Source organism: Streptomyces seoulensis (genome assembly GCF_004328625.1).
GTDB classification, from domain to species: Bacteria; Actinomycetota; Actinomycetes; order Streptomycetales; family Streptomycetaceae; genus Streptomyces; species Streptomyces seoulensis.
Genome location: NZ_CP032229.1, coordinates 4,510,337 through 4,536,152 on the forward strand (window position 1 = coordinate 4,510,337; position 25,816 = coordinate 4,536,152).

General features: G+C 72.1%; 26 protein-coding genes. 23 read left to right on the top strand and 3 right to left on the bottom strand.

Annotation, left to right across the window (positions count from 1 at the left end):
* Positions 1-77: 77 nt before the first annotated feature.
* Positions 78-740: a bifunctional DNA primase/polymerase gene (locus D0Z67_RS21040; RefSeq protein ID WP_031181807.1), complete on the bottom strand. Its 663-nt coding sequence runs from the start codon at positions 738-740 to the stop codon at positions 78-80.
* A 458-nt stretch (positions 741-1,198) separates the two neighbouring features.
* Here D0Z67_RS21040 and nsdA point away from each other — a divergent pair, with 458 nt between their 5' ends.
* From nsdA to D0Z67_RS21070, 6 genes are all read left to right on the top strand, one after another.
* The gene (nsdA, locus tag D0Z67_RS21045; RefSeq protein WP_031181808.1) at positions 1,199-2,677 is read left to right on the top strand and encodes a transcriptional repressor NsdA; all 1,479 of its coding nucleotides are present in this window, start codon (positions 1,199-1,201) and stop codon (positions 2,675-2,677) included.
* 358 nt (positions 2,678-3,035) lie between these two features.
* A complete protein-coding gene (locus D0Z67_RS21050) occupies positions 3,036-4,376 on the top strand; it encodes an ammonium transporter (RefSeq protein WP_031181809.1) in 1,341 nt (446 codons plus the stop codon).
* Entirely contained in the window at positions 4,373-4,711 is a 339-nt protein-coding gene (locus D0Z67_RS21055; RefSeq protein WP_031181810.1) for a P-II family nitrogen regulator, read from the top strand. Before D0Z67_RS21050 ends, D0Z67_RS21055 begins: the two co-directional genes overlap by 4 nt.
* Before the next feature lie 26 nt (positions 4,712-4,737).
* A complete protein-coding gene (locus D0Z67_RS21060) occupies positions 4,738-7,200 on the top strand; it encodes a [protein-PII] uridylyltransferase (RefSeq protein ID WP_031181811.1) in 2,463 nt (820 codons plus the stop codon).
* 119 nt (positions 7,201-7,319) lie between these two features.
* A complete protein-coding gene (gene ffh / locus D0Z67_RS21065; RefSeq protein WP_031181812.1) occupies positions 7,320-8,870 on the top strand; it encodes a signal recognition particle protein in 1,551 nt (516 codons plus the stop codon).
* Between the two features lie 616 nt (positions 8,871-9,486).
* Positions 9,487-10,443 (top strand): IS481 family transposase, encoded by a 957-nt coding sequence (locus D0Z67_RS21070; protein ID WP_131589680.1) that lies wholly within the window; start codon positions 9,487-9,489, stop codon positions 10,441-10,443.
* Here the strand turns inward: D0Z67_RS21070 and D0Z67_RS21075 are convergent.
* A complete protein-coding gene (locus tag D0Z67_RS21075) occupies positions 10,440-11,276 on the bottom strand; it encodes a methyltransferase domain-containing protein (RefSeq protein ID WP_078873665.1) in 837 nt (278 codons plus the stop codon). The two genes, D0Z67_RS21070 and D0Z67_RS21075, sit on opposite strands and share 4 nt — an antisense overlap.
* Before the next feature lie 435 nt (positions 11,277-11,711).
* Here D0Z67_RS21075 and D0Z67_RS21080 point away from each other — a divergent pair, with 435 nt between their 5' ends.
* The 17 genes from D0Z67_RS21080 (at position 11,712) to D0Z67_RS21160 (ending at position 24,804) form a co-directional block, all read left to right on the top strand.
* The gene (locus D0Z67_RS21080; protein ID WP_030808564.1) at positions 11,712-12,311 is read left to right on the top strand and encodes a hypothetical protein; all 600 of its coding nucleotides are present in this window, start codon (positions 11,712-11,714) and stop codon (positions 12,309-12,311) included.
* 273 nt (positions 12,312-12,584) lie between these two features.
* Positions 12,585-13,007 (top strand): 30S ribosomal protein S16, encoded by a 423-nt coding sequence (gene rpsP, locus D0Z67_RS21085; RefSeq protein WP_031183689.1) that lies wholly within the window; start codon positions 12,585-12,587, stop codon positions 13,005-13,007.
* A 5-nt stretch (positions 13,008-13,012) separates the two neighbouring features.
* Positions 13,013-13,252: an RNA-binding protein gene (locus D0Z67_RS21090; protein ID WP_005479813.1), complete on the top strand. Its 240-nt coding sequence runs from the start codon at positions 13,013-13,015 to the stop codon at positions 13,250-13,252.
* An 82-nt stretch (positions 13,253-13,334) separates the two neighbouring features.
* The gene (gene rimM / locus D0Z67_RS21095) at positions 13,335-13,886 is read left to right on the top strand and encodes a ribosome maturation factor RimM (RefSeq protein ID WP_031183690.1); all 552 of its coding nucleotides are present in this window, start codon (positions 13,335-13,337) and stop codon (positions 13,884-13,886) included.
* The gene (gene trmD, locus D0Z67_RS21100) at positions 13,883-14,716 is read left to right on the top strand and encodes a tRNA (guanosine(37)-N1)-methyltransferase TrmD (RefSeq protein WP_031183691.1); all 834 of its coding nucleotides are present in this window, start codon (positions 13,883-13,885) and stop codon (positions 14,714-14,716) included. Before rimM ends, trmD begins: the two co-directional genes overlap by 4 nt.
* Before the next feature lie 135 nt (positions 14,717-14,851).
* The gene (gene rplS, locus D0Z67_RS21105; protein ID WP_007493339.1) at positions 14,852-15,202 is read left to right on the top strand and encodes a 50S ribosomal protein L19; all 351 of its coding nucleotides are present in this window, start codon (positions 14,852-14,854) and stop codon (positions 15,200-15,202) included.
* 45 nt (positions 15,203-15,247) lie between these two features.
* Positions 15,248-15,940, top strand: coding sequence for a signal peptidase I (gene lepB, locus D0Z67_RS21110; protein WP_031183692.1), 693 nt, complete (start codon positions 15,248-15,250; stop codon positions 15,938-15,940).
* The gene (lepB, locus tag D0Z67_RS21115; RefSeq protein ID WP_031183693.1) at positions 15,933-17,042 is read left to right on the top strand and encodes a signal peptidase I; all 1,110 of its coding nucleotides are present in this window, start codon (positions 15,933-15,935) and stop codon (positions 17,040-17,042) included. The genes lepB (D0Z67_RS21110) and lepB (D0Z67_RS21115) overlap by 8 nt, the downstream gene beginning before the upstream one ends.
* Positions 17,008-17,913: a signal peptidase I gene (lepB, locus tag D0Z67_RS21120; protein WP_234312917.1), complete on the top strand. Its 906-nt coding sequence runs from the start codon at positions 17,008-17,010 to the stop codon at positions 17,911-17,913. The genes lepB (D0Z67_RS21115) and lepB (D0Z67_RS21120) overlap by 35 nt, the downstream gene beginning before the upstream one ends.
* Before the next feature lie 189 nt (positions 17,914-18,102).
* Positions 18,103-18,855, top strand: a complete 753-nt coding sequence (gene lepB / locus D0Z67_RS21125; RefSeq protein WP_031183695.1) for a signal peptidase I — start codon at positions 18,103-18,105, stop codon at positions 18,853-18,855.
* Positions 18,845-19,351: an NUDIX hydrolase gene (locus tag D0Z67_RS21130; protein WP_031183696.1), complete on the top strand. Its 507-nt coding sequence runs from the start codon at positions 18,845-18,847 to the stop codon at positions 19,349-19,351. The genes lepB (D0Z67_RS21125) and D0Z67_RS21130 overlap by 11 nt, the downstream gene beginning before the upstream one ends.
* 56 nt (positions 19,352-19,407) lie before the next feature.
* Complete coding sequence (locus D0Z67_RS21135) at positions 19,408-19,716, top strand: DUF2469 domain-containing protein (protein WP_003993268.1); 309 nt, start codon at positions 19,408-19,410, stop codon at positions 19,714-19,716.
* A gap of 149 nt (positions 19,717-19,865) precedes the next feature.
* Positions 19,866-20,231 (top strand): YraN family protein, encoded by a 366-nt coding sequence (locus tag D0Z67_RS21140; RefSeq protein ID WP_031183697.1) that lies wholly within the window; start codon positions 19,866-19,868, stop codon positions 20,229-20,231.
* The gene (locus D0Z67_RS21145; protein WP_031183698.1) at positions 20,232-21,857 is read left to right on the top strand and encodes a YifB family Mg chelatase-like AAA ATPase; all 1,626 of its coding nucleotides are present in this window, start codon (positions 20,232-20,234) and stop codon (positions 21,855-21,857) included.
* Positions 21,854-23,011, top strand: coding sequence for a DNA-processing protein DprA (gene dprA / locus D0Z67_RS21150; protein WP_031183699.1), 1,158 nt, complete (start codon positions 21,854-21,856; stop codon positions 23,009-23,011). Before D0Z67_RS21145 ends, dprA begins: the two co-directional genes overlap by 4 nt.
* Positions 23,012-23,339: 328 nt before the next feature.
* Positions 23,340-24,182 carry an RNA polymerase sigma factor WhiG gene (whiG, locus tag D0Z67_RS21155; protein ID WP_031183700.1) on the top strand — a complete coding sequence of 281 codons (843 nt, stop codon included), beginning with the start codon at positions 23,340-23,342 and terminating at the stop codon, positions 24,180-24,182.
* Between the two features lie 64 nt (positions 24,183-24,246).
* Positions 24,247-24,804 (top strand): TetR/AcrR family transcriptional regulator, encoded by a 558-nt coding sequence (locus D0Z67_RS21160; RefSeq protein WP_031183701.1) that lies wholly within the window; start codon positions 24,247-24,249, stop codon positions 24,802-24,804.
* Positions 24,805-25,004: 200 nt separating this feature from the next.
* Here the strand turns inward: D0Z67_RS21160 and D0Z67_RS21165 are convergent, their stop codons facing one another.
* Positions 25,005-25,583 carry a M23 family metallopeptidase gene (locus tag D0Z67_RS21165; RefSeq protein ID WP_244942371.1) on the bottom strand — a complete coding sequence of 193 codons (579 nt, stop codon included), beginning with the start codon at positions 25,581-25,583 and terminating at the stop codon, positions 25,005-25,007.
* Positions 25,584-25,816: the final 233 nt, after the last annotated feature.

Sequence of the window (25,816 nt, forward strand, 5' to 3'; positions counted from 1 at the left end):
CCCGACCACGACCACGGCGAAGCGCCCGCCCCCAGCAGAACCGGGGGACGGGCGCTTCGCCGTGAAGGGAGCCTGCGCTACGCCGGGGCGGCCGAGCGGTGCGCCACATAGGCCAGCGTGCCCAGCAGCAGCCGGGCCGCCGGCGGACGCGCCGCCCCGTCCAGCACCGGCGGCCGGAGCCAGCGCACCGGGCCGAGGCCGCCCCGGTCCGAGGGCGGGGCGGTGATGTACGTACCCGGGCCGAGGCCGCGCAGGTCCAGCGCCCCGGGGTCGTCCCAGCCCATGCGGTACAGCAGGTGGGGCAGCTCGGCGGCGGTGCCGGGGGAGACCAGGAAGTGCGCGCGGCCCTCCGGGGTCGCGGCGACCGGACCGAGGGGCAGCCCCATCCGCTCCAGCCGCACCAGCGCCCGGCGCCCCGCTGCCTCCGCCACCTCGATCACGTCGAACGCCCGGCCCACCGGCAGCATCACCGAGGCGCCCGGCACCTCGGCCCACGCCCGGCTCGCCTCGTCCAGCGTGGCGCCCGCGGGCACCCGGGGCGCGAAGTCCAGCGGATGCGCGCCCGGCTGGCGGCAGTCGGCACGCCCGCAGGAGCAGGCGCCGTGCGAGGCGCGCGCCCCCGGCACCACGTCCCAGCCCCACAGGCCGGTGAACTCGGCGGCCGTGGTGCATTCCGGCGTGCGGCCGCGCCGACGCGTGCCGGAGCGGATCTCCCGGATGCCGCCGATCGTGAAGCCCATGCCCCCTCCAACGGGTCAGCGCGCCGGTGGTTACGAAACGGAGCGAGAGGGATGCGGAACGTGACTCCTCGACTCCCGCTTTCCCTCACCTCTACCGGGACAAGGCGGCGCATCGCGGCACGAACGGTGGTGAACGGGACTTCGCGCGCCCCCACGCGCTTCCTTCCGCCCACTGTCGGTCGTCCGGTGTCAAGTGAAGCGCGCGGCGGTCATCGTGAGTTCATTCGAAGGGGTGGCGAATGGTGGCGTTTCAAGGATCGCCGTGGCTGGAAGGGTGATCGTGGGATTACTGTGAGTGTGCGAGTCCCGGGGGCACATGCACTCATGGGTATGCCGGAGGCAAGCCGTCAGCTCGTTCGAAGGGTGAGAACCACCGGACGAGCGGCCCCGTCCACCGGCATTCTGATAGGGCTTGGCGCATCCGGCGACAGGTGGATTCAGGGAATGGGGGCGTTCCAGTGGGCGGCAACGGCGGTGGCGGGACGAACGCTGACAAGCGCCCCAACGACCTGCTCGGCTCGTGGTTCGTGCGCAGCGGATGGTCCAAGGGGGAGCTGGCCCGCCAGGTGAACCGCCGGGCCCGGCAGCTCGGCGCCAACCACATCTCCACCGACACCTCCCGCGTCCGCCGCTGGCTGGACGGCGAGAACCCGCGCGAACCGATCCCGCGCATCCTCTCCGAGCTGTTCTCCGAGCGGTTCGGCTGCGTCGTCTCCGTCGAGGACCTCGGCCTGCGCGTCGCCCGCCAGTCGCCCTCCGCGTCCGGCGTCGACCTGCCCTGGACCGGCCCGCAGACCGTCGCCCTGCTCAGCGAGTTCTCCCGCAGCGACCTGATGCTCGCCCGGCGCGGCTTCCTCGGCACCTCCCTCGGCCTCTCGGCGGGCCCCGCGCTCATCGAGCCCATGCAGCGCTGGCTGGTGCCCACCCCCGCCGCGCAGGCCCCGCCCGAGCCCGACCCGCTGCACGAACCCCGCAGGCCCGGCCGGCTCTCCCGCCCCGAGCTGGAGCTGCTGGAGTCCACCACCAAGATGTTCCGCCAGTGGGACGCCCAGTGCGGCGGCGGCCTGCGCCGCAAGGCGGTCGTCGGCCAGCTGCACGAGGTCACCGACCTCCTCCAGGAACCCCAGCCCGAGGCCACCACCCGCAAGCTGTTCAAGGTCGCCGCCGAACTCGCCGAACTCGCCGGCTGGATGTCGTACGACGTGGGGCTCCAGCCCACCGCGCAGAAGTACTTCGTGCTCGCCCTGCACGCGGCCAAGGAGGCCGGGGACAAGCCGCTCGGCTCCTATGTGCTCTCCAGCATGAGCCGCCAGATGATCCACCTCGGCCGCCCCGACGACGCCCTCGAACTCATCCACCTCGCCCAGTACGGCAGCCGGGACTGCGCCAGTCCGCGCACCCAGTCCATGCTGTATGCGATGGAGGCCCGCGCCTACGCCAACATGGGCCAGCCCGGCAAGTGCAAGCGCGCCGTCCGCATGGCCGAGGACACCTTCGCCGACGCCGACGACTGGGACGACCCGGACCCCGACTGGATCCGCTTCTTCTCCGAGGCCGAACTGCACGGCGAGAACTCGCACTCCTTCCGCGACCTCGCCTATGTCGCCGGCCGCAGCCCCACCTACGCCTCGCTCGCCGAGCCGCTGATGGAGCGCGCCGTCGACCTGTTCGCCAAGGACGGCGAACACCAGCGGTCCTACGCGCTCAACCTGATCGGCATGGCCACCGTGCACCTGCTCCAGCGCGACCCCGAGCGGGGCAGCGCCTACGCCTCCCAGGCCATGGAGACCGCCCGCAAGGTCCGCTCGGAGCGGGTCAACACCCGTATCCGCAAGACGGTCGGCGCGGCCGTGCGGGACTTCGGGGACCTCTCCGCCGTCGTCGACCTCACCGAACAGCTCGCCGTCGACCTCCCGGAGAGCGCCGACGCGGGCTGAGAGGCCCGCACCACCTCATGCCCCGGCCGCGGCCGGTCCTCCCGAACTGCCCGACTCGGCTCCCCCATGCCAGGTCATCGAGAGGCCGGACGCGGCCGGCTCACGTATGCCCCCGCCCGCCTGTCGCTCCGGCGGACCCGGCGCCGGTTGCGCCACGATAACGACCGGTGTGCCCGGCAGCGGGCAGTTCATGGAGGCGTAACACACCAGGTGCCTTCGTCACCCCCGTGAAACAGGCGGGCGCCCCGGTCGAAACCGCGCTGCGTCAGTCTCTGGCGCATAACCGGCCCACCCCTCACTTGACCGGACCGCTCAGGCACCGCCCGCACGGGGCCGTACAACCGATGAGGAGACGCCGATGGCAGCAGCCATCACGCTTGCCGCGGAGGCACCCAGACTGTCCTCCGCGAACACAGGCTTCATGCTGATCTGTTCCGCCCTGGTGCTGCTCATGACACCGGGCTTGGCCTTCTTCTACGGAGGCATGGTCCGCGTCAAGAGCACCCTGAACATGCTGATGATGAGCTTCATCAGCATCGGGATCGTCACCCTCCTCTGGGTGCTCTACGGCTTCTCCCTGGCCTTCGGCTCCGGGTCGGCCTTCATCGGCTGGAACGCCGACTGGCTCGGACTGAGCCACATCGGGCTGACGGAACTCTGGCCGGGCTACACCATCCCGGTGTTCGTCTTCATGGTCTTCCAGATGATGTTCGCCATCATCACCCCGGCCCTGATCAGCGGAGCCCTCGCCGACCGGGTCAAGTTCTCGGCCTGGGCCCTGTTCGTCGCCCTGTGGGCCACGGTCGTCTACATCCCGGTCGCCCACTGGGTCTGGGCCTCCGACGGCTGGGCCTTCAAGCTCGGCGTGATCGACTTCGCGGGCGGCACCGCCGTCCACATCAACGCCGGTGCCGCCGCCCTCGGCGTCATCCTGGTCATCGGCAAGCGCGTCGGCTTCAAGAAGGACCCGATGCGCCCGCACAGCCTGCCGCTGGTCATGCTCGGCGCCGGACTGCTGTGGTTCGGCTGGTTCGGCTTCAACGCCGGCTCCTGGCTGGGCAACGACGACGGCGTGGGCGCGCTGATGTTCGTCAACACCCAGGTCGCCACCGCCGCCGCCATGCTGGCCTGGCTCGCCTACGAGAAGATCCGCCACGGCGCCTGCACCACCCTCGGCGCGGCCTCCGGCGCCGTCGCCGGACTCGTCGCGATCACCCCGTCGGGTGGCGCCGTCTCCCCGCTCGGCGCGATCGCCGTCGGCGTCATCGCCGGAGTCGCCTGCGCCGCCGCCGTCGGCCTGAAGTTCAAGTTCGGGTACGACGACTCCCTCGACGTCGTCGGCGTCCACATGGTCGGCGGCATCGTCGGCTCCCTGCTCATCGGCTTCTTCGCCACCGGCAAGGGCCAGTCCGACGCTGCCGGCGTCTTCTACGGCGACCACTCCTTCGACCAGCTCTGGAAGCAGTGCGCCGGCGTCTTCGCCGTCCTCGCCTACTCCCTGCTGGCCTCCGCCGTCCTCGCCTTCCTCCTCGACAAGACCCTCGGCATGCGGGTCCCCGAGGACGAGGAGGTCTCCGGCATCGACCAGTCCCAGCACGCCGAGACCGCGTACGACTTCAGCGGCACCGGTGGCGGAGTCGTCGGCGGCTCCACGGCCCAGGCGCTCGCCGCCGCGAAGATCAAGAAGGTGGACGCATGAGGCTCATCACGGCGGTCGTCAAGCCGCACCGGCTCGACGAGATCAAGGAGGCCCTCCAGGCGTTCGGTGTACACGGACTCACCGTCACCGAGGCCAGCGGTTACGGCCGCCAGCGCGGGCACACCGAGGTCTACCGGGGCGCCGAGTACACCGTCGACCTCGTCCCCAAGATCCGCATCGAGGTGCTCGCCGAGGACGAGGACGCCGAGCAGCTGATCGACGTCATCGTCAAGGCCGCCCGAACCGGCAAGATCGGGGACGGCAAGGTCTGGTCCCTGCCGGTCGAGACCGCCGTCCGCGTCCGCACCGGTGAGCGCGGCCCGGACGCGCTCTGAGCACGAGGAAAGACAGGAGTCGCTGGGTGACGCGCACGGATGACCGTAAAGAAGCCGACGACACGGGACCCAGCGGCTACGCGGCGGCCCGGCTGCACCTCCTCTCCGAGGGGGTGCAGTCCGGGCCGCCGCGCCGTACCGCCCTCGCCGGACTCACCGACGACTGGCTGACCGGCCTCTTCACCGCCGCCGCCCCCGCCGCCAAGGGCGTCTCCCTGGTCGCCGTCGGCGGCTACGGACGCGGTGAACTCTCCCCCCGCAGCGACCTCGACCTGCTGCTTCTGCACGACGGCGCGGACCCCGCCGCCGTCGCCGCCCTCGCCGACCGGCTCTGGTACCCCGTCTGGGACCTCGGCATCAGCCTCGACCACTCCGTACGCACCCCCGCCGAAGCCCGGAAGACCGCGGGCGAGGACCTCAAGGTCCAGCTCGGCCTGCTCGACGCCCGCCACCTCGCCGGCGACCTCGGCCTCACCGCCGGACTGCGCACCGCGATCCTCGCCGACTGGCGCAACCAGGCCCCCAAACGCCTCCCCGAACTCCAGGAACTCTGCGCCGAGCGCGCCGAACGCCACGGCGAACTCCGCTTCCTCCTCGAACCCGACCTCAAGGAGGCCCGCGGCGGACTCCGTGACGCCACAGCCCTGCGCGCCGTCGCCGCCTCCTGGCTCGCCGACGCGCCCCGCGAGGGCCTCGCCGACGCCCGCCGCCGCCTCCTCGACGCCCGCGACGCCCTCCACCTCGTCACCGGCCGCGCCACCGACCGCCTCGCCCTCCAGGAACAGGACCAGGTCGCCGCCGAAATCGGCCTCCTCGACGCCGACACCCTGCTCCGCCAGGTCTACGAGGCCGCCCGCGTGATCTCGTACGCCGGTGACGTCACCTGGCGCGAGGTCGGTCGCGTGCTGCGCGCCCGCGCGGTGCGGCCCCGGCTGCGCGCCATGCTCGGCGGCGGCAAGCCCGTCGCCGAACGCTCGCCCCTCGCCGAGGGCGTCGTCGAGCAGGACGGCGAGGCCGTCCTCGCCCGCACCGCACGGCCCGAACGCGACCCCGTGCTGCCCCTGCGCGCGGCGGCCGCCGCCGCGCAGGCCGCCCTCCCGCTCTCCCCGCACGCCGTACGGCGCATGGCCGCCACCGCGCGCCCCCTGCCCACGCCCTGGCCCGCCGAGGCGCGCGAGCAGCTGATCACCCTGCTCGGCTCCGGGCGCCCCACCGTCGACGTCTGGGAAGCGCTGGAGGCCGAGGGCCTGATCAGCAGGCTGCTCCCGGACTGGGAACGCGTCCGCTGCCGGCCCCAGCGCAACGCCGTCCACCTCTGGACCGTCGACCGGCACCTCATCGAGACCGCCGTCCGCGCCTCCGCCCTCACCCGCCGCGTCAGCCGCCCCGACCTGCTCCTCGTCGCGGCCCTGCTGCACGACATCGGCAAGGGCTGGCCCGGCGACCACTCGGTGGCAGGCGAGATCATCGCCAAGGACGTCGCCGCCCGGCTCGGCTTCGACCGCGCCGACGTCACCGTCCTCGCCACCCTCGTCCGGCACCACCTGCTGCTGGTCGAGACCGCCACTCGGCGCGACCTCGACGACCCCGCCACCGTCCGGGCCGTCGCCGACGCCGTCGGCAGCGAGAGCACCCTGGAACTCCTGCACGCCCTCACCGAGGCAGACGCCCTCGCCACCGGCCCCGCCGCGTGGTCCACCTGGCGCGCCTCCCTCGTCACCGACCTCGTCCGCCGCGCCGCCGCCGTGCTCGCGGGCGAGCACCCCGGTACCGAACCCGAGCCGGGCGCACCCACCGCCGAGCAGGAACGCCTCGCCATCGAGGCGCACCGCACCGGCGGACCCGTCTTCGCCCTGCGCGCCCAGGCCGAACCAGGCCCGCCGGAGGAATCCGCCGAGACGGGCGAGCCGCTCGGCGTCGAGCTGCTCATCGCCGTCCCCGACCAGCCCGGCGTCCTGCCCGCCCTGGCCGGGGTCCTCGCCCTGCACCGGCTCACCGTCCGCACGGGCGGGCTGCGCACGCTGCGGCTGCCCGACGACGTCGACGCCTCCGGCGACGGCTCCGTCCTGCTGCTGGACTGGCGGGTCGCCGCCGAGTACGGCTCGCTGCCACAGGCCACCCGGCTCCGCGCCGATCTCGTCCGCGCTCTCGACGGCTCCCTGGACATCGCGAGCCGCCTCGCCGAACGCGACGCCGCCTACCCCCGCCGCCGCGGCCGCACCGCCCCGCCCCCGCGCGTCACCGTCGCCCCCGCCGCCTCCCGCCACGCCACGGTCATGGAGGTCCGCGCCCAGGACGCCCCCGGCCTCCTCTTCCGCATCGGCACGGCCCTGGAGAAGGCGGCGGTCCGGGTACGGAGCATGCACGTCAGCACGCTGGGGGCCAACGCGGTCGACGCCTTCTACGTCACCAGCGGCACCGGCGCCCCCCTGCCCCCGGAGGACGCCACGGCGACGGCCCGCGCGCTGGAGGAGGCGCTGCGCGCCTGAGAGACAGGTGCCGGAACTCCCCGCCCGCCGGGTGCGACGGGCGGGGACGAATCGCTTGCGCGGCCGGATACCCTGGAGGGCAGCCCAAAACGACTCCAACCCCGAGGACCGACGCCGCCGTGTTCGATACTCTCTCCGACCGCCTGTCAGCGACTTTCAAGTCTCTCCGGGGCAAGGGTCTGCTGACCGAGGCGGACGTCGACGCCACGGCACGCGAGATCCGCATCGCGCTCCTCGAAGCGGACGTGGCCCTGCCTGTAGTCCGGTCGTTCATCAAGAACGTCAAGGAACGCGCGCTCGGCGCCGAGGTCTCCCGGGCGCTGAACCCGGCCCAGCAGGTGCTCAAGATCGTCAATGACGAGCTGGTCACCATCCTGGGCGGCGAGACCCGCCGCCTGCGCTTCGCCAAGCAGCCGCCGACCGTGATCATGCTGGCCGGTCTCCAGGGTGCCGGTAAGACCACGCTCGCGGGCAAGCTCGGCCGCTGGCTGAAGGAGCAGGGCCACTCCCCGCTCCTCGTCGCCTGCGACCTCCAGCGCCCCAACGCCGTCAACCAGCTCAGCGTCGTCGCCGAGCGCGCCGGTGTCGCGGTGTACGCCCCCGAGCCGGGCAACGGCGTCGGCGACCCGGTCAAGGTCGCCAAGGACTCCATCGAGTTCGCCAAGGCCAAGGTCCACGACATCGTGATCGTGGACACCGCCGGCCGCCTGGGCATCGACCAGGAGATGATGGCGCAGGCCGCGGACATCCGCGACGCCGTCTCCCCGGACGAGATCCTCTTCGTCGTCGACGCCATGATCGGCCAGGACGCGGTCAACACCGCCGAGGCGTTCCGCGACGGCGTCGGCTTCGACGGCGTGGTGCTCTCCAAGCTCGACGGTGACGCCCGTGGTGGTGCCGCCCTGTCGATCCGGCAGATCACCGGCAAGCCGATCATGTTCGCCTCCAACGGCGAGAAGCTGGACGAGTTCGACGCGTTCCACCCCGACCGGATGGCCTCCCGCATCCTCGACATGGGTGACCTGCTCACCCTGATCGAGCAGGCGGAGAAGACGTTCAGTCAGGAAGAGGCCGAGAAGATGGCCTCGAAGCTGGCGTCGAAGAAGGGCCAGGACTTCACCCTGGACGACTTCCTGTCCCAGATGGAGCAGGTCAGGAAGATGGGCAGCATCAGCAAGCTGCTCGGCATGCTCCCGGGCATGGGTCAGATCAAGGACCAGATCAACAACATCGACGAGCGGGACGTGGACCGCACGGCCGCCATCATCAAGTCGATGACCCCGGCCGAGCGCACCGACCCGAACATCATCAACGGCTCCCGCCGGGCCCGTATCGCCAAGGGTTCCGGTGTCGAGGTCAGCGCGGTGAAGAGCCTGGTCGAGCGGTTCTTCGAGGCGCGCAAGATGATGTCCCGCATGGCCCAGGGCGGCGGGATGCCGGGCATGCCGGGGATGCCGGGCATGGGCGGCGGCCCCGGCCGCACCAAGAAGCAGCCCAAGAAGGCCAAGGGCAAGCAGCGTTCGGGCAACCCGATGAAGCGCAAGCAGCAGGAGCTGGAGGAGGCCCAGCGCCGCGAGGCCGCCGCGCAGGGCGGCAACGCGCTCGGTCTGCCCCAGCAGGGCGGCCAGGACTTCGAACTCCCCGACGAGTTCAAGAAGTTCATGGGCTGACAAAGGTCGCTGACACCGGTCCCGTACGTGCCGAGGGCGCCCCTTCTCCGTGAGGGGGCGCCCTCGGCACGTCGGGGTGTGCCCGTTGGGGCCTGTCTTCCGGATCTTGCCGGGGTCGCGGGCCCTGGCACGCACATCTGCCGCGTTGTCGTCGGTCGCCGACACCCCCACGCTCGGCTGCGCTCGCGCGGGGGGACCCCCATCGCGTCGACGCCCTCCTCCGCCTTGCAGCTGCACGCACCAGACCCCGCTCGGGTCGGCCGAGAAGCACCCTCGGCCCGAGCCGGCCTGATCCGGAAGACACCCCCTAGGCCGTGTCCGGAAAGTGGCGCCTGGCTCGCGACGCCTGGCACGTTGCCCCAAGCTCTGCGAGCAGGGGGGACCCCCAGCGGCGTTGTCGGGATCGTCCTCGTACGCCCAGTACGAGGGCGACCCTCCGCCTTGCGGGCGCACGCACCAGACGCCGCGAGCCCTGCCCTCCGGGCAGACGGCGCCACTTTCCGGACACGACCTAGGTGTATTGATCACGAGCGTTGTTAACGCAGGCAGGGCTTGATCATGGCGAAGGCCCCCGTGTGTGGTGGAGGTGTCGAATCTTCACCGCACGGAGGCCTTCGTGTCCCACCGTAATGCCCGGCTGACCGTTCACGGCAGGCGACTGCTCGTCGAACGTGTCCGCTCCGGCCGTCCCGTCGCGCATGTCGCCGCCGAGATGGGCATCTCCCGTCCCACAGCCCACAAGTGGATCCGGCGCTGGCACTCAGAGGGCGAGAGCGGACTCCTCGACCGCTCCAGCCGTCCCCGCACGACACCGCACCGGACCGCAGCCGCCACCGAGGCGCAGGTCTGCAGGCTGCGACAAGAGCGCAAGCTGGGCCCGGCACGCATCGGGCCGGTCCTGGGCCTGCCCGCCTCCACCGTGCACCGCATCCTGCTCCGGCACGGCCTGAACCGCCTGGCGTTCATCGACCGCCCCACCGGGCAGGTCATCCGCCGCTACGAACGCGCCCGTCCCGGCGAGCTGGTCCACGTCGACGTCAAGAAGCTCGGCCGCATCCCCGACGGCGGCGGCCACAAGGTGCTGGGCCGGCAGGCCGGCCGGGCCCGGCGCAACAGCGTGGGCTTCGACTACATCCATTCCGCCGTCGACGATCACTCCCGCCTGGCCTACAGCGAGGTCCACGCGGACGAGAAGGCCCTCACCTGCGCCGACTTCCTACGGCGGGCCGCAGCCTTCTTCGCCGAGCACGGCATCACCCGCATCGAGCGGGTCCTGACCGACAACGCCTGGCCCTACCGCAAGAGCTTCGCCTGGCAACAGGCACTGGCCGACCTCGGCGCGGCCGGCAAACTCACCCGCATCTACCGGCCGCAGACCAACGGCAAGGTCGAACGCTTCAACCGCACCCTGCTCGACGAATGGGCCTACCAGCGGCTCTACACCACCAACACCGAACGCACCGAAGCTCTGACAGACTTCCTCCACACCTACAACCACCACCGCTGCCACACCGCACTCGGCGGCCACCCACCCATCAACCGTGTGAACAACCCTGCGGGTCAATACACCTAGGGCACGCGGGCGATCAGGTAGCGGAAGACGTTCGGCATCCAGACCGTGCCGTCCGGGCGCCGGTAGGGGTGCAGGGACTCGGTCAGTTCCTTGCCGACCTGCTTGCGGTCGGTCGCCGCGATCGCCGCGTCGAACAGCCCGGTCGACACCAGCCCGCGTACCGCGCTGTCGGTGTCGGCGTAGCCGAAGGGGCAGGCCACCCGGCCGGAGCCGTCGGGCCGCAGCCCCGCGCCCCGGGCGACCTCCTCCAAGTCGTCCCGGCGGGCCGGGCGCCAGGCGCCGCGCAGCGGTTCGGCCAGCTTGGCGGCGACCCGGAGCACGGTGGAGGTGGCGCACCGCTCGGGCGGGCCCCAGCCGGCCAGCACCACGGCGGCCCCGCGCGCGGCCAGCGGCAGCGCGGCGGCGAGGGTGTCACCGAGGTCACCGGAGTCGTCGAGGGCGCCGACCGTCTCGTAGGCGGTCACGAGGGTGTACGGGGATGAGTCGTCGTCGGCCGCGTCGGCGGGGGAGTCCCCCTGCACGAGCCGGGCGTCCAGGGGTCCGTCCGGGTCAAGGCGTTCCCGGGCGAGGGCGAGGTGTTCGGGGCGGGAGTCGACGCCGGTGACGGCCGCGCCCTTGGCCGCCGCCAGCAGCAGGGCGAGCCCGGAGCCGCAGGCCAGGCCCAGCAGGCGGGTGCCCGGTCCCACTTCGAGGCGCTCGTGGACGGTCTCGTGGAGCGGCAGAAGCATCCGCTCCTGGATCTCCGACCAGTCGCGCGCGCGTTTGCGGGGGTTCACGCGGGGTGGTGCGGAACCCGCGTGGGCCAGGTGCTCCCGCACGAGCGTAGGTGTCATAGGTAGCGCCCCAATCCGCCGGCTGTCCGTCGCTGTGCCCGGTCTGTGGCCCCCGTGTGCCGTGCGTGCGCACTTTCCACGTATGCCAGGTAACTCCCGGCTCGCCGAGTCGTCCAGTGGGTGTGGGGCCCTGCTTGCCGCCGGTTGGCGCGTGTGGCTCGAATTCACGCCCCCGCAACGCTGCCGCGCACCACCGGGTGCGGGGCGGCTCGGGGCACCCGGTAACGTGCGGGTTCCGGCGGTGGCAGTAGCCCCCCGGACGCCGGTGGCCGTACGTGTGGCTACGCACCGGCTTGTGGGGGCTTGCGAGGCTTCTCCGTGAAACGGCGGACCCGCCCTCGTCAGGACGCATCAGCGACAACTGACGGGTAGGTGCAAATTATTTGAGATGCCCCGGAATAGGAACACAGCGGTACCCCCGCTCGTTGTCATTACGTGAGCACGACACAGACACCACCTGTTCTCGCCGCGGAGCTGGCGCAGGCGTGGGCCGACATTCAGCGGTACCACCCCGAGCTGCCCGACCTCGCCGCACCGGAATCACTGATCGGGGAGTCGTCGTCCGCGTGCGGGCACGAGCTCTCCTTCGAGCGGCTGCTGCACGAGGCGGTGCACGGCATCGCCGCCTCCCGCGGGGTGCGTGACACCTCGCGGGCCGGCCGCTACCACAACCGCCGTTTCCTCGCCGTCGCCGAGGAGCTGGGCCTGGACCACCCCGAGGAGCCGCATCCCAGCAGCGGGTTCTCGCTGGTCACGCTCAACCCCGAGGCCAAGCGGCGCTACCGTCCGACCATCGACCGGCTGCAGCGGGCGCTGAAGGCGCACACGGTGGCCACCTCCGCCGACACCTCGCGCACCTTCCGGGGTCCGGCCGCCCGGCACGGCTCCTCCGGAGGCGGGGTCCGGGTCAAGGCGGTCTGCGACTGCGGGCGCAACGTCCGGGTGGTCCCCTCGGTCCTGGCGCAGGCGCCGATCATGTGCGGCGGCTGCGGCAAACCGTTCCGCATCCCGGAGGCCGTGGCGGCGGCGAGCTGACAAGACGGCTGCTCGTGGCAGCCGTACGGATCAGCTTTCCTCCGTCGTGCGGGTGGGCGCCGACGTGGCGCCGGGCCTCACTCAGGCATGCCCAGGATCGCCGACCCCGTCCCGGAGTGCCCCGCAGGGTGTGGCACAATGGCTAGCTGTACTCGACAGTCGCACAGGACCCCTCTCTCCTCCGGCTGACGCGTCCATCGGGCACTCGGGTACCGCAACCCCACGCGGCAACTCCGCCGTGCCCAACACGTCAATCCAGGAGAACTCACTCCCGTGGCAGTCAAGATCAAGCTGAAGCGTCTGGGCAAGATCCGTTCGCCTCACTACCGCATCGTCGTCGCCGACTCCCGTACCCGCCGTGACGGCCGGGCCATCGAGGAGATCGGCAAGTACCACCCGACGTACAACCCCTCGGTCATGGAGGTGGACGCCGACCGCGTCGCCTACTGGCTGGGTGTCGGTGCGCAGCCGACCGAGCCGGTGCTCGCCATTCTGAAGAAGACCGGCGACTGGCAGAAGTTCAAGGGCGAGCCGGCCCCCGCGCCGCTCCTCGTGGCCGCGCCGAAGGCCGAGCGTCCGTCGTTCGAGGGCCTCGGCTCCGACGACGACAACAAGGGTGAGGCCATCACCCAGAAGAAGAAGGCTGAGAAGAAGGACGAGGCGGCCGCTGAGTCCGCCGAGTCGACCGAGGCCTGAGCAGCATGCTCGAAGAGGCGCTTGAGCACCTCGTGAAGGGCATCGTCGACAACCCCGACGATGTGCAGGTCGCCTCGCGTGACCTGCGCCGCGGGCGCGTGCTGGAGGTCCGGGTGCATCCCGACGACCTCGGTAAGGTGATCGGCCGTAACGGCCGCACCGCGCGCGCTCTGCGTACCGTCGTGGGCGCCATCGGCGGCCGCGGTGTCCGTGTCGACCTCGTCGACGTGGACCACGTCCGCTGACGCTTCATAGCAACCGGCTCGGGCCGGGGAGGGCCACTGGGCCGTCCCCGGCCCGCAGTCGTATGACAGGAGATCTGTACTCGTGCAGTTGGTAGTCGCACGCATCGGCCGTGCTCATGGCATCAAGGGTGAGGTCACCGTCGAGGTGCGGACCGACGAGCCGGAGTCCCGGCTCGCGCCGGGCGCCGTCCTGGCCACCGACCCGGCGTCCAGTGGGCCGCTCACCATCGCCACCGGCCGCGTGCACAGCGGCCGTCTCCTCCTGCGTTTCGAGGGCGTCAACGACCGCACCGGCGCCGAGGCGCTGCGCAACACGCTGCTGATCGCCGACGTCGATCCGGAGGAGATGCCGGAGGACGAGGACGAGTACTACGACCATCAGCTCATCGACCTCGACGTGGTCACCGAGGACGGCACGGAGGTGGGCCGGATCACGGAGATCTCCCACCTGCCCTCCCAGGACCTCTTCATCGTGGAGCGCCCGGACGGCAGCGAGGTACTGATCCCGTTCGTGGAGGAGATCGTCAGCGAGATCGACCTGGACGAGCAGCGCGCGGTCATCACGCCGCCGCCCGGCCTGATCGACGACCGCGCCGAGATCGCTTCCGCGCGCGACGAGGACGAGGGCGCATGAGGCTCGACGTCGTCACGATCTTCCCGGAGTACCTGGAACCGCTGAACGTCTCCCTGGTCGGCAAGGCCCGCGCGCGCGGCCGGCTCGACGTGAACGTCCACGACCTGCGCTCCTGGACCTACGACCGGCACAACACGGTCGACGACACCCCCTACGGCGGCGGCCCCGGCATGGTCATGAAGACCGAGCCCTGGGGCGACGCCCTGGACAGCGCGCTGGCGGACGGCTACGAGGTGGGCGCGCACAGCCCCGCCCTGATCGTGCCGACCCCGAGCGGCCGTCCCTTCACCCAGGAACTCGCCGTCGAGCTGTCGGAACGCCCCTGGCTGGTCTTCACCCCGGCCCGCTACGAGGGCATCGACCGCCGGGTCATGGACGAGTACGCGACCCGGATGCCGGTCTACGAGGTGTCCATCGGGGACTACGTCCTCGCGGGCGGCGAGGCGGCCGTCCTGGTGATCACCGAGGCGGTGGCGCGGCTGCTGCCCGGCGTGCTCGGCAACGCCGAGTCGCACCGGGACGACTCCTTCGCGCCCGGCGCGATGGCCAACCTCCTGGAGGGCCCGGTCTACACCAAGCCGCCCGAGTGGCGGGGCCACGGCATCCCGGACGTGCTGCTCAGCGGCCACCATGGCAAGATCGCCCGCTGGCGGCGGGACGAGGCGATGCGCCGCACCACCGCCAACCGGCCCGACCTGATCGAGCGCTGCGACCCCGCGACGCTCGACAAGAAGGACCGGGAGATGCTCTCCATCCTGGGCTGGTCCCCGGACCCGGAGGGCCACTCGTCCGGGCGATTTTGGCGCAGGAGCGAGGGCGTGGAACAATAGGGCGCTGTTGTGCGTCCGTCCGGCGTGCGCCCCTGCCACAGGGGGACACGACGCCCGTTCCGACCCGCACGGCCGACCTCTTCGAACATCTAGTTCCGTTGATGACCTGTGGCATCAGCGAAGAAAGCAGACGAAATGTCTCACCTGCTCGACACCGTCGACTCCGCGTCGCTGCGCACCGACGTCCCGGCCTTCCGCCCGGGTGACACCGTCAACGTGCACGTCCGCGTCATCGAGGGCAACCGCTCGCGTGTGCAGCAGTTCAAGGGCGTCGTGATCCGCCGCCAGGGTGCGGGCGTCCGCGAGACCTTCACGGTCCGCAAGGTCTCCTTCTCCGTCGGCGTGGAGCGTACCTTCCCGGTGCACACCCCGATCGTCGAGAAGATCGAGCTCGTCACCCGCGGTGACGTGCGCCGCGCCAAGCTGTACTACCTCCGTGAGCTGCGCGGCAAGGCCGCGAAGATCAAGGAGAAGCGCGACAACTGAGCGCCTGTCCTTCAGTCCGACGGGGCCGGATAGCATCTGGCCCCGATGGACACCGAAGCACAGCCCGCCGAACGCGACCGTTCCCGCCCACCCGGTACACCGGGTACGCGGGGCCGGTCGCGTTTCGCGTTGGCCCCGCTCGCCGAGCGCGTGCCGGGCGGCCGGTTCACCCTGGCCCTCCTCACCTGCCTCGTCTTCCTGCTGCTCCTGAGCACGTTCGTGGTGCGGCCGTTCGAGATTCCGAGCGGTTCCATGGAGCCCGGATTGAGGGTCGGGGACCGCGTACTCGTAAACAAGTTGGCGTACCGTTTCGGTGCCCGTCCGCGCCGCGGTGACGTGGTGGTGTTCGACGGGACCGACTACTTCGGGCACGCCGACTACGTCAAGCGCGTTGTAGGGGTGGGAGGCGACCATGTGGTCTGCTGCGACAGGGAGGGGAGGACCGAGGTGAACGGCCGCCCGGTCGACGAGACGGGATTCCTCCACCCGGGGGACAGCCCGTCCGACGTGCCCTATGACGTGGTGGTGCCCGACGGCCGCCTCTTCCTGCTCGGTGACCACCGTGCCCGCTCCAGCGACTCCCGTGACCACCTCGGCTCGCCCGGCGGCGGCATGGTCCCGGTGAAGGACGTGGTGGGCCGCGCCGACTGGATCGCCTGGCCGTACGGCCACTGGACGCGCATCGAGCGCCCCCGCGCCTACGCGCACGTACCTGCCGCGGAGGCCGCGCATGGGTAACCGGGCTAGGCCGCGCGGAGTCACCGGCGCGGCCGCCGACAATCCGCTGCCCACCGGCGCCCGCCGCACGTCCCGGCCGAGCGCCGGCCGTTCGCGGGCGGAGCGGCGCAAGCTCCAGCGCAAGGTGAAGCGCAAACGCAGACGTTCGGCGGTACGGGAGATCCCGCTGCTGCTAGGGGTCGCGGTGCTGATCGCGCTGGTGCTGAAGACCTTCCTGGTGCAGGCGTTCGTGATCCCGTCGGGCTCGATGGAGCAGACGATCCGGATCGGCGACCGGGTCCTGGTCGACAAGTTCACCCCCTGGTTCGGCTCCCGGCCGGCCCGTGGTGACGTGGTGGTGTTCCACGATCCGGGCGGCTGGCTGACCGGCGAGGAGACGCCGAAGAAGAACGACCCGGTCGTGGTCAAGCAGGTGAAGGAGGGGCTGACCTTCATCGGCCTGCTCCCCTCGGACAACGAGAAGGACCTGATCAAGCGGGTCATCGGGGTCGGCGGCGACCGGGTGAAGTGCTGCGACGCCGAGGGCCGGGTCACGGTCAACGGCGTCCCGCTCACCGAGGGCGCCTACATCTATCCCGGCAACGCCCCCTCCGCGACCTCCTTCGACATCACGGTGCCCAAGGGCCGCCTGTGGGTGATGGGCGACCACCGGGGCAACTCGGCCGACTCCCGCTATCACCAGAACCTCGCCTACGGCGGGACCGTCTCCGAGGAGTCGGTCGTCGGCCGGGCGATGTTCATCGGCTGGCCCTTCGCGCACTGGACGCGCCTGGAGCAACCTAAAACCTTCGCAAGCGTCACCGACGCGGCGTCCGGGGCGAGTGCGGCCGGTGCCCCGTCGCATAGGGTTGCCCCCTACGATCCGAACGGACTGACCCAGCTCCCGACCCCTGCGGAACTCCCGCTCGTTATGGGAGTGGTGGGCCTGCACCGTGCATGGGGCAGGCGGCGGCACAGAGTAAGGAGTTGGCGTGGGGGATGTGGCGGTTGGCGCACGGTCGGGGCACGACGGCGAGGAGCACCGCGGGCACCCCGTGGGGTCCGACGCCTCGGCCCCGGACGGCGCCGTGCACTCCGGGAACGGCTTCGCGGCGGCCGGTGACGGCACCCCGCCCGGGCAGCCCCCCCGGACCGACGAGGGCGGCGGCAGCGGCGGTGCCGCGCGCCGGCCGGAGAAGCAGCGCTCGTTCTGGAAGGAACTGCCGATCCTGGTCGGCATCGCGCTGGTGCTGGCCCTGCTGATCAAGACGTTCCTGGTGCAGGCGTTCTCGATCCCCTCCGACTCGATGCAGAACACCCTCCAGCAGGGTGACCGCGTCCTGGTGGACAAGCTCACCCCCTGGTTCGGCTCGAAGCCCGAGCGCGGCGAGGTCGTCGTCTTCCACGACCCCGGCCAGTGGCTGGCGGGCGAGCCGACGCCGGAGCAGAACGCGGTGCAGAAGGGGCTGAGCTGGATCGGCCTGATGCCGTCCGCCGAGGAGAAGGACCTGATCAAGCGTGTGATCGGGGTCGGCGGCGACACGGTCGAGTGCGAGGGCAGCGCCCCGCTGAAGGTCAACGGCAAGGCGCTGGACGAGCCGTACGTCTACCCCGGCAACACGCCGTGCAGCGTGGACGACCAGGGCGGCCAGTTCAAGGTCAAGGTGCCCAAGGGCTACATCTGGGTGATGGGCGACCACCGCCAGAACTCGCGGGACTCGCGGTACAACCAGACCGACGAGAACCACGGCATGGTGCCGGTCAAGGACGTCGTGGGACGCGCGATCGTGAAGGCGTGGCCCATCAACCGCTGGGGCACCCTGCCGATCCCGGACACCTTCGACCAGCCGGGCCTGGACAAGCAGAGCTCCGCCGCCGCCTCGCTGCCGTACGCGCCGGGCGCCGGAGCGGTCGCGCTCGTGGTGCCGGTCGCGGTGTGGCGTCGCCGCAGGGCGGCTCGTCCCGCCGCCGCGGAGGCCGCGCGCGAGGCGTGAGCCACGCTGAGGTGTGAGTCGCGCTTTCACGCGCGAGGTACGGATGCCGCCGAGGGCGGTGTTTCCCGAAGACCCGGTGAAGAACCGGTCACCGGGGGACACCGCCCTCGCGGCTTTCCGGCCCGGTGTGCTACCAAAGGCGGATCGTGGCAGGCCGGGTGATCCCGGCGGAGGGGACCGGGAGACGACATGGCAAGTGCCCACGGCGTGGAGTCCGCGGGGTCCAGGGGTGGCCTCGGCGGGAAACTGTCCGGCGTGGCGGTGGCCCTGGGCCTGCTGCTCTTCCTGGCCGGCTTCGGCTGGGCCGCGGTGACCTACCGGCCCTACACGGTGCCGACCAGCTCGATGACCCCGACCATCGACGCCGGGGACCGGGTGCTGGCCCAGCGGGTCGACGGCGCGGACGTGCGCCGGGGTGACGTGGTGGTGTTCAGCGACAAGACCTGGGTGACCGGTGCCGACGTGGTCAAGCGGGTGGTCGCGGTCGGTGGGGACACCGTCGCCTGCTGCACCGACGGCAAGCTGAGCGTCAACGGCAAGCCGGTCGACGAGCCCTATCTGCCCAAGGGCACCCCGGCCGAGGTCAAGGGCTTCCCGACGGTGACCGTGCCCAAGGGCCGCCTCTTCCTGCTCGGCGACGAACGCCAGGGCTCGCTGGACTCCACCGCCCACCTCACCGACGCCGCCGAGGGCACGGTGAGCAGCGGTGCGGTGCACGCCCGCGTGGACTCCGTGGTCTGGCCGATGCGGGGCATGCTGGCCCGGCCGGCCGGGTTCGAGGCGCTGGGCACGCTGTCGGAGCCGGGTCCGCTGCCGCTGATCGAGGTGATGATCGTCGCCGGCGCGGTGCTGGTCCTGGGAGGTGCCGCCTACGGTCCGATCGCGGCGCGCGTGGGCCGTTCCCGCGCCCGGGGCAGCGCGGAGCCCGTCCATGCGGGATGAGGACACCTACACGGGCGGGCTGCGGAAGGTCGCCCGTGTGGTGCTGCTCGACCCCGCCGACCGCGTCCTGCTGCTGCACGGGCACGAGCCGGACAACCCGGCCGACGACTGGTGGTTCACCCCCGGCGGCGGGCTGGAGGGCGCCGAGACCCGTGAGGAGGCCGCGCTCCGCGAACTGGCCGAGGAGACCGGCATCACCGAGGTCGACCTGGGCCCGGTGCTGTGGCGCCGCCGGTGCTCCTTCCCGTTCGCCGGGCGCCGCTGGGACCAGGACGAGTGGTACTACCTGGCCCGTACGAGCCAGACGGCGACGGCCGCTCTGGGGCTGACCGAGCTGGAGCGGCGCAGCGTGTCCGGAGCGCGCTGGTGGACGTGCCGGGAACTAGAGCGGGCGCATGAGACGGTGTATCCGACCAGGCTCGCCGGGCTGCTGCGCACGCTGCTCGACGAGGGTCCCCCGGCCACACCCGTGACCCTCGACACGGAAATCGTCTGAGGGTTCGCCGGACTGGCGCACAATGGGGGGATCGCACGGCTGAAGGGGAAGCTGCCATGAGCGCCGAGGACCTCGAGAAGTACGAGACCGAGATGGAGCTGAAGCTCTACCGGGAGTACCGAGACGTCGTCGGTCTGTTCAAATACGTGATCGAGACGGAACGGCGCTTCTACCTCACCAACGACTACGAGATGCAGGTGCACTCGGTCCAGGGTGAGGTGTTCTTCGAGGTGTCGATGGCCGACGCCTGGGTGTGGGACATGTACCGCCCGGCACGGTTCGTCAAGCAGGTTCGGGTGTTGACGTTCAAGGACGTGAACATCGAGGAGCTGAACAAGAGCGATCTGGAGTTGCCGAGCGGGTGATTCCCGCTGGTGGCGGCTGGTCCCGGCTGGTGAGCGGGGGGTAGGTCACTCACACGGGTGGCGGAGATATCCACAAACCCGTCTCCGTCCACCAAGATCCACTTCTTCCTGCGCGCCCCGTCACCGTGGGTGCCGGAGGTGGTGCCGACATGGACAAGGCACGCAGTGGACTGGGCAGGTACGGCGAGGATCTGGCCGCGCGGCGGCTGACCGAGGCCGGGATGAGCATCCTGGAGCGCAACTGGCGCTGCGGACGCTCGGGAGAGATCGACATCGTGGCGTGGGACGGCGGCACGCTGGTCGTCTGCGAGGTGAAGACCCGGCGGGGCGGGGAGTTCCAGCACCCGATGGCCGCCGTCACGCCCGAGAAGGCCCGGCGGCTGCTGGACCTGGCCGAGCGATGGGCGCATACGCACGGCGGAGCGCCGCCGGACGGGGTCCGGGTCGATCTGGTCGGGGTGCTGCTGCCCCGGCGCGGGGCGCCCACCGTGGAGCATGCGCGGGGGGTGGCCTAGATGGGATTCGCCCGTACCTGCTCGGTGGCCCTGGTCGGAGTCGAGGGTGTCCTCGTCGAGGTCCAGGCCGACCTGGAGCCCGGAGTGGCCGCCTTCACCCTGGTGGGGCTGCCGGACAAGAGCCTGACGGAGAGCCGGGACCGGGTCCGGGCCGCCGTGGTGAACTCCGGCGGCGAGTGGCCGCAGAAGAAGCTCACCGTGGGACTGAGCCCCGCCTCGGTACCCAAGGCCGGCTCTGGATTTGATCTCGCGGTAGCGAGCGCCGTCCTCGGCGCGGCCGAACGCATCGACCCCCGGGTGCTCGCCGACATCGTCATGATCGGCGAACTCGGCCTCGACGGCCGGGTCCGCCCGGTCCGGGGCATCCTGCCCGCCGTGCTGGCCGCCGCCGACGCCGGGTACACCCAGGTCGTCGTCCCGGAGTGCGCCGCGGCCGAGGCCGCGCTGGTGCCCGGGGTGTCCGTACTGGGCGTACGCAGCCTGCGCCAGCTCATCGCCGTCCTCGCGGACGAGCCGGTGCCCGAGGAGGAGCCGGACGCGCCGGGGCGCCCCGATCCGCTCCTCGCCGGGCTCCGGATGCCCGGCACCGGCTCGGCCACCGGCATGCACAGCGCCGGGGCAGCCCAGCACGACCAGGGCCACGACCTGGCCGACGTGGTGGGCCAGACCTCGGCCCGCACCGCCGTGGAGGTGGCCGCGGCCGGCGGCCACCATCTCTTCCTGGAAGGCCCACCGGGCGCCGGCAAGACGATGCTCGCCGAACGGCTCCCCGCCGTACTGCCCCGGCTGACCCGGCAGGACTCCCTGGAGGTCACCGCCGTGCACTCGGTGGCCGGGCTGCTCCCACCGGGCAAGCCGCTCATCGACGTGGCGCCCTACTGCGCCCCGCACCACTCGGCCACCATGCAGTCCCTGGTCGGCGGCGGCCCCGGCATCGCCCGGCCCGGCGCCGTCTCCCTGGCCCACCGGGGCGTCCTCTTCCTGGACGAGGCGCCCGAGTTCCACAGCCAGACACTGGACGCGCTGCGCCAGCCGCTGGAGTCCGGGCACGTGGTGATCGCGCGCAGTGCTGGCGTGGTGCGGTTCCCGGCGCGGTTCCTGATGGTGCTCGCGGCCAACCCCTGCCCGTGCGGGCGTTTCTCCCAGCGCGACTCCCTGTGCGACTGCCCGCCCTCGGCGATCCGGCGCTACCAGTCCCGGCTCTCCGGCCCGCTGCTGGACCGGGTGGACCTGCGGGTCGAGGTCGATCCGGTGACCCGGGCCCAGCTGACCGACCCCGGTGCGCGCGGCGAGTCCACCGCGACCGTGGCCGACCGGGTGCGCGAGGCGCGGCAGCGGGCGGCGGCCCGGCTGGCCGGGACCCCGTGGGGCACCAACAGCGAGGTGTCAGGACGGGAGCTGCGCAGCCGCTTCCACGCCGTCACGGGGGCGATGGACGAGGCCGAGCGCAATCTGGAGCGGGGCGTGCTCACCGCGCGCGGTATCGACCGGGTGCTGCGGGTCGCGTGGACCGTCGCCGACCTCGTCGGACACGACCGCCCGGACGCCGGGGACGTGGCCCTCGCCCTGCAACTGCGCACCGGCGTCCCACGGGGCGTCCCCATGGCCATCGGAGCCCTGGCATGACGGGGGAGCGCCCGGAGGGGGAGCGGACCGGGCGGGTGTTCCTCACCCGGGTCATCGAGCCCGGGGACGACGTCGGCGGACGGTGGCTGCGGCTGTTCGGGGTGCCGGAGGTGGTGCGGCGGCTGAGGGAGGGCGGCGATCCCCTGCCGGGGGTGAGCGGCACCCGCTGGCGCGGACTGCTGGCACGGGCGGCGCGTGCCGATCCGGCGGCGGACCTGGCGGCCGCGCGGGAGACCGGGGCGCGGTTCGTGTGCCCGGGGGACGCGGAGTGGCCCGCCCAGCTCGACGACCTGGGCGACGGACGCCCGGTGGGCCTCTGGGTGCGCGGCCGGCCGGGGCTGCGGATGTGGGCGCTGCGGTCCGTGGCCGTCGTGGGCGCCCGCGCCTGCACCGAGTACGGCTCCCATGTGGCCGCCACTCTCGCCGCCGGGCTGGCCGAACAAGGGTGGGTGGTCGTCTCCGGCGGGGCCTACGGGGTCGACGGCGCCGCGCACCGGGGTGCCCTCGCGGCCGACGGGGCGACCGTCGCCGTGCTGGCCTCGGGGGTGGATCAGGCGTATCCGCGCGGACACGCCGCGCTGATCGACCGGATCGCCCAACAGGGTCTGGTGATCGGGGAGTTGCCGCCGGGAGATCATCCGACGTCCAGCCGCTTCATCGTCCGTAACCGGGTGATCGCGGCGCTCACCCGGGGCACGGTCGTGGTGGAGGCCGCCTGCCGCAGCGGCTCGCTGGTCACGGCCCGCGCCGCCCAGCGGCTCGGCAGGTTCACCATGGGTGTGCCCGGTCCGGTGACCAGCGGGCGCTCCGCCGGGGTGCACGAGCTGCTGCGCGGGGAGGCGGTGCTCGTCACCGACGCGGCGGACGTGATCGAACTCGTCGGAGGCATCGGTGAACTGGCCCCGCCCCGCCGCGGCCCGGTGCTCCCGCGCGACCTGCTCGACCCGGACGCGGCCACCGTCCTCGCCGCCCTGCCCGCCGCCCGCCCGGCCGGGCCCGAGGAGATCGCCCGTGAGGCCCGCACCACCCGCGAGGAGGCGGTCGCCCGGCTGTACGAGCTTCGAGCGCTTGGCTATGTCGAACGACACGACGACGGCTGGAAGTTGACACGCCAGGCGATGCTGCCGGTCGGGAAAGACCCGCAGCCGCCCTGACCGAGGGTGTTCGGCCGTCCGGGGGAATCCTCTACGCCCTTGGGATTTACCGGAGTTGACGCCCGTAACCGGTCACGCTGAGCGAACCGGGTGACGCGGGGGAGCGGGGTCGCACAGGGGTGCGCGCACGGGTGGCGCCCCACTGTTCGCACACCGCGACTCCTCAGTCACGCTACGCTCACGAAAGTTCGGGCGCGGACGGGCCGGCCCGCACCCTCTCGCGCGGCCCGCGCCCACCGACGACCCGGTATCCAGCACCTACCCCGCATCCCCCACCCACGGCACGGCAGTTCACGGCACTTCACGGCAGAACGGCACTAGGCGACGAATGCCCCAGCACACCTCCGGCTCCGACCGGGCGGCGGCCCCCCCAGCCGCCCGCGACGGCGGCAGCGTGCGGCCGCCCGCTCCCTCGACGCTCGACGAGCTGTGGCGGTCGTACAAGGCGACGGGGGACGAGCGCCTCCGGGAGCAGCTCATCCTGCATTACTCGCCGCTCGTGAAGTACGTGGCCGGCCGGGTGAGCGTCGGGCTGCCGCCCAACGTGGAGCAGGCCGACTTCGTCTCCTCCGGGGTGTTCGGGCTGATCGACGCGATCGAGAAGTTCGACATCGAGCGCGAGATCAAGTTCGAGACGTACGCGATCACCCGGATTCGCGGCGCCATGATCGACGAACTGCGGGCGCTGGACTGGATTCCCCGTTCGGTCCGGCAGAAGGCGCGCAACTACGAGCGGGCCTACGCGGCGCTGGAGGCCAAGCTGCGGCGGACCCCGAGCGAGCAGGAGGTCGCCACCGAGTTGGGCGTCGAGGTCGAGGAGCTGCACGCGGTCTTCAGCCAGTTGTCCCTGGCCAACGTGGTCGCGCTGGAGGAGCTGCTGCACGTCGGCGGTGAGGGCGGCGACCGGCTCAGCCTCATGGACACCCTGGAGGACACCGCCGCCGACAACCCCGTGGAGGTGGCCGAGGACCGGGAGCTGCGCCGCTTCCTGGCCCGGGCCATCAACACCCTGCCCGACCGTGAGAAGACCGTGGTCACGCTCTACTACTACGAGGGGCTGACCCTCGCCGAGATCGGCAACGTCCTCGGGGTCACCGAGAGCCGGGTCAGCCAGATCCACACCAAGTCGGTGCTCCAGCTCCGGGCCAAGCTGGCGAGCTTCGGACGCTGACTCCTGCCGTGTTCTCCGGCCGGTCCGTAAAGTGGGGGGCGTGCCAAGGATTCGAGCGGCCTCCGTGGCCGAGCACCGGTCGATGCAGCGAGCCGCCCTGCTGGACGCGGCCCGTTCCCTGCTGTCCGAGGGCGGGACGGACGCGCTGACCTTCCCCGCGCTCGCGGAGCGCACCGGTCTTGCCAGGTCGTCGGTGTACGAGTACTTCCGCTCGCGCGCCGCCGTGGTCGAGGAGCTGTGCGAGGTCGACTTCCCCGTCTGGGCGGCGGAGGTCGAGGCCGCGATGGCGGACGCGCCCACCGCCGAGGGCAAGGTCGAGGCGTATGTGCGCCGCCAGCTCGCCCTGGTCGGCGACCGACGCCACCGGGCCGTCGTGGCGATCTCCGCGAGCGAACTCGACGCGGGCGCGCGGGAGAAGATCCGCGCCGCGCACGGCGGGCTCGTGGCGATGATCGTCGAGGCGCTGGCCGGCCTCGGGCACGAGGAGCCCCGGCTCGCCGCGATGCTGCTCCAGGGCGTCGTCGACGCGGCCGTGCGCCGTATCGAACTCGGGGCGGCCGAACACCCCGACGCGATCACCGAGGCGGCGGTCGCCATGGCCCTGCGGGGCGTCCGGGGCTAGGCCGTGTCCGGAAAGTGGCGCCTGGCTCGCGGCGCCTGGCACGCTCCCCCAAGCTCTGCGAGCAGGGGGGACCCCCAGCGGCGTTGTCGGGATCGTCCTCGTACGCCCAGTACGAGGGCGACCCTCCGCCTTGCGAGCGCACGCACCAGACGCCGCGAGCCCTGCCCTCCGGGCAGACGGCGCCACTTTCCGGACACGACCTAGCCCGGCGGCACCGGGACCCCCAGTACCGGAAGCAGCCGGGACGGCCCCCTCTGCAGCAGCCACGGTGGCAGCAGGTCCAGCGGGTTCAGATAGGTCTCCCCGTCCAGCAGTCCCCAGTGCACACAAGCCTCGGGGCAGTGCGACCCGGTGCCCTCCACCGTCCCCACCACCTCCCCGGCCCGGACCTCCGCGCCCTGTTTCACCTCGGCCCGCACCGGCTCGTACGTCGTCCGCAGCGACGTGCCCGCCAGGGCCACCGCGACCACGCCCCGGCCCGCGACCCGTCCCGCGTACGACACCCGGCCCGCCGCCACCGCCCGCACCGGGGCGCCCGGCGCCGCCGCCAGGTCCACGCCCCGGTGCCCGGCGGCGTACACGGTGGCGGGCGGCTCCCAGCCCCGCAGCACCGCCGGACGCGTCCCCACCGGCCAGGTCCGGGGCGGCGCGGGCACCCGCTCACCAGGAGGCTTCTCCGGTGGTGGCGGCTCCGCCCACGCCAGGGGCGTGAGCACGGCGAAGGTCAACAGCATGGGCGGGACGGCCCAGTTGAGCAGGTGTCGCACCAGTGATCGCATGCGAGAACCCTGCCGTCCGCCGGCCGATCCTGGCGGGATCTGTGGACAACCTGCCGGTTGTGGACAGCGGCGTCACCCGGTGCCCTGGCCGTCACGTACACTTCTTCTGGCGATCCGGGTCACCGGGTCGACTTCGCACGCCCCGGTACGAAGCCCGTCACAGGGTTCGTACAAGCGCCCCTCGGTCCTTCGCGGCACGGCGCACCGCGGGCGTCAGGCGCGACCGCCGTCCG